Here is a 2,711-nt window from a genome sequence, read left to right as displayed (position 1 = left end):
GTCCGGCCCCGGCCCGCCGACGTGAGAGATGTCACCGCTCCCGCACCCCCGCTCCCCGGGGCGGCCCCTCGGGGAAGTCCCCTACGTCCCGCCGTCCTTCTCCACCCAGGGGAGTACGCCGCGGGGCGCGGGCTCATCCTCCGGGAGGCCCGGTGATGGGTACGCGGGCATGACGCCCCGGGCCCTGAATGTCCCTAAGTTGGTATCCAAGCGGCGGGCGCGGCACTCGTCCCCCGAGGCACTGGACGCCCGCCGCTGCCAGACACGACGGGAGAGGGACCATGGCGGACACGGCAGCGCGGAGTATCGCCCGCTCGCGGGCGGGGGCGGCGTTCTCCTCGTTCGGCGTCCGCCCCTCCGGCCACCGCCATCCGCTGGTCGCGGCCGCGATGGTCCTCCCCCTGGCCGCCGTCCTGTTCGTCGCCTTCGGCGGCTGGGACCAAGTGGCCGCACAGGCGTCGTCCGTGGGCGTGATGCTGGGGCGCTGATCGGCGTTCCGGGTCCGGAAGAGCGGTCCGGGCCCGCACGACATCCGGCCCGACCCCGTGGGGACGGGGGTGCGGCGGACGGCAGCGGTGGCCGGCAGCTGGGGAGCTGCCGGCCACCGCTTGTGCGCGCCCCGCGTAGGGTCGCCCCGTGCAGCCGGATCCCTACCCCTCCCACCCCGCCGCCCCCCTGGTCCGCGCCCTCGCCAGGGTGGCCAGGTCCGCCGCGCACCCGTCCGTGCCCGGACCGCGCACCCCCTGCCCCGCCTGCGCCGCCGGGTCGGAGGCCGGAGACGGGGTGCTGGCCGACCGGGCGGACGGCACCGTGGTGCGCCACGGCCGCGCGGTGGCCAAGGCGCACGCCCCCGGCGCCGGGGGCGCCGCCCACCGGGCCCGCCTCGCGGTGGCCGCCCATCCGCTGCTCGCCGGCGTCCTGCTGCCGCCGCTGCCGGTCACCGCACCCGAGGTGGCGGGCCGCCCGGTGTCCGCCTGGCCCTACGGCACGCCCGTCGACCCCGCCGACCCGGACGCGGCGCCCTGGGAGGCGGCGGCCGCCCTGCTGGCCGGGCTGCACCGCACCCCGACCGCCGCGCTGCCCCGCCCGCTGCCGCCGATGCGCGGCCCGGCCAAGGCCGCGCTGGCGGTGGCCCGGATGCGGGCCGCCGGACCGCATCCGGCGGCGGCCCCGGTGGAGGCGGCCTGGCGGCCGCTGCCGCCCTGGGCCCGCGGCGAGGCGCCCGCCCCGGGGGAGGCCCTGCTGTGCCACGGCGACCTGCACCTGGGGCAGTTGGTGCGACACCCCGCCCCGGACGGGCCCTGGCTGCTGATCGACGTGGACGACCTGGGGACGGGCGATCCGGCGTGGGACCTGGCCCGCCCGGCCGCCTGGTTCGCCGCCGGGCTGCTCGCGCCGGGGGTGTGGGAGCGGTTCCTGGCCGCCTACCGCGCGGCCGGCGGACCCGCCGTACCGGCGCACGGCGATCCCTGGCCCCGCCTCGACGTCCCCGCGCGCGCCCTCACCGTGCAGACCGCCGCCGTGGCCATCGCCAAATCGACGTCCGAGGAGCGGGAGTTGGACGAGGTCGAGGCGGAGATGGTGGCGGCCTGCGCCCGCATCGCCGCCCTCCCGGCGCCGTCCGCACCGCCGCCCGTAGGGTGAGGTGGACAAGCACGAACGGCGGGGGAGCGAACCGCGGGAGGCCGAGCCGGCGTCCCTGGCGGTGAGCGTCCGCGACGGAGATCGCGACGGATAGGGGAGTGAGCCGATCATGCAGTGTCCCAAGTGCCATGCGCCCATGCACACGTACAACCGCAACGGCGTCCAGATCGAGCAGTGCAGCGGCTGCCGCGGCATCTTCCTGGACTACGGCGAGCTGGAGGCGCTGACCCGGATGGAGTCGCAGTGGGTGCAGCAGGCCCCGCCCGCGCCGCCGGCCCCGCAGGCCTACCCGGCCGCCGGCCACGCCCCCGCCTGGGGCGCCCCGCACCACGGGCACGGCCACCACGGCCACCACCGCGGCTTCGGCCGGATGCTGTTCTCGTCCTGAGGTCGGCCCGGGCCCGCCGTCCCTTCCGGGGCGGCGGGCCCGGGCAGGCGCGCACACGACGAAGCCCCGGTCGCGTCTTGGGCGACCGGGGCTTCGTACGGTGTGGACGATACTGGGATTGAACCAGTGACCTCTTCCGTGTCAGGGAAGCGCTCTCCCGCTGAGCTAATCGTCCTCAGGGCCGCGGCCCGGGGGCCGTCGGCGGTGCGTGCGCGATACTGGGATTGAACCAGTGACCTCTTCCGTGTCAGGGAAGCGCTCTCCCGCTGAGCTAATCGCGCGGGGCCCTCGCGGGCCAGTGGACGATACTGGGATTGAACCAGTGACCTCTTCCGTGTCAGGGAAGCGCTCTCCCGCTGAGCTAATCGTCCTTGGAGGTGGAGACGGGATTTGAACCCGTGTAGACGGCTTTGCAGGCCGTTGCCTCGCCTCTCGGCCACTCCACCAGGAGCTGCGGGGGTTCGGGAAGATCCCCCACGTCGAGCGGACGACGAGATTCGAACTCGCGACCCTCACCTTGGCAAGNNGCGACGTGTTGAACTCTAGCGGATTCCGGGGCCAGCACAAAAACGCGTTTGCGCAGCGTGCTGCCCTGACCCCGGTCGGCAGCGGCCGCGCCAGGCGCCGGGGACGGGCTCGGGCTCCGGGTCGGGGCGGACGTCGCCGAAGCGGGCGCAGG

The 2,711-nt window shown here is 76.0% G+C and carries 3 protein-coding genes and 4 tRNA genes; 3 read left to right on the top strand and 4 right to left on the bottom strand.

Annotated features, from left to right (window positions below; all coding sequences use genetic code 11):
- Positions 1–281 precede the first annotated feature (281 nt).
- The 3 genes from C6N75_RS29925 (at position 282) to C6N75_RS29915 (ending at position 2,032) form a co-directional block, all read left to right on the top strand.
- Positions 282–488: a hypothetical protein gene (locus C6N75_RS29925; protein WP_105871957.1), complete on the top strand. Its 207-nt coding sequence runs from the start codon at positions 282–284 to the stop codon at positions 486–488.
- 148 nt (positions 489–636) lie between these two features.
- A complete protein-coding gene (locus C6N75_RS29920) occupies positions 637–1,644 on the top strand; it encodes a phosphotransferase family protein (RefSeq protein ID WP_407703292.1) in 1,008 nt (335 codons plus the stop codon).
- Between the two features lie 109 nt (positions 1,645–1,753).
- Positions 1,754–2,032, top strand: coding sequence for a TFIIB-type zinc ribbon-containing protein (locus C6N75_RS29915; protein WP_105871956.1), 279 nt, complete (start codon positions 1,754–1,756; stop codon positions 2,030–2,032).
- A 103-nt stretch (positions 2,033–2,135) separates the two neighbouring features.
- Here C6N75_RS29915 and C6N75_RS29910 read toward each other — a convergent pair.
- The 4 genes from C6N75_RS29910 to C6N75_RS29895 all read right to left on the bottom strand — a co-directional run bounded on the left by C6N75_RS29910 (position 2,136) and on the right by C6N75_RS29895 (position 2,478).
- Positions 2,136–2,207: transfer RNA gene (locus tag C6N75_RS29910), tRNA-Val, on the bottom strand.
- Between the two features lie 34 nt (positions 2,208–2,241).
- A tRNA-Val gene (locus C6N75_RS29905) sits at positions 2,242–2,313 on the bottom strand.
- Between the two features lie 18 nt (positions 2,314–2,331).
- Positions 2,332–2,403, bottom strand: a tRNA-Val gene (locus tag C6N75_RS29900).
- 1 nt (position 2,404) lies between these two features.
- Positions 2,405–2,478, bottom strand: a tRNA-Cys gene (locus tag C6N75_RS29895).
- Positions 2,479–2,711: the final 233 nt, after the last annotated feature.

The organism is Streptomyces solincola, from assembly GCF_002982015.1.
GTDB classification, from domain to species: domain Bacteria; phylum Actinomycetota; class Actinomycetes; order Streptomycetales; family Streptomycetaceae; genus Streptomyces; species Streptomyces solincola.
The sequence above is the reverse complement of the archived record's forward strand: the minus strand, read 5'-3'. Positions and strand labels throughout refer to the sequence as shown.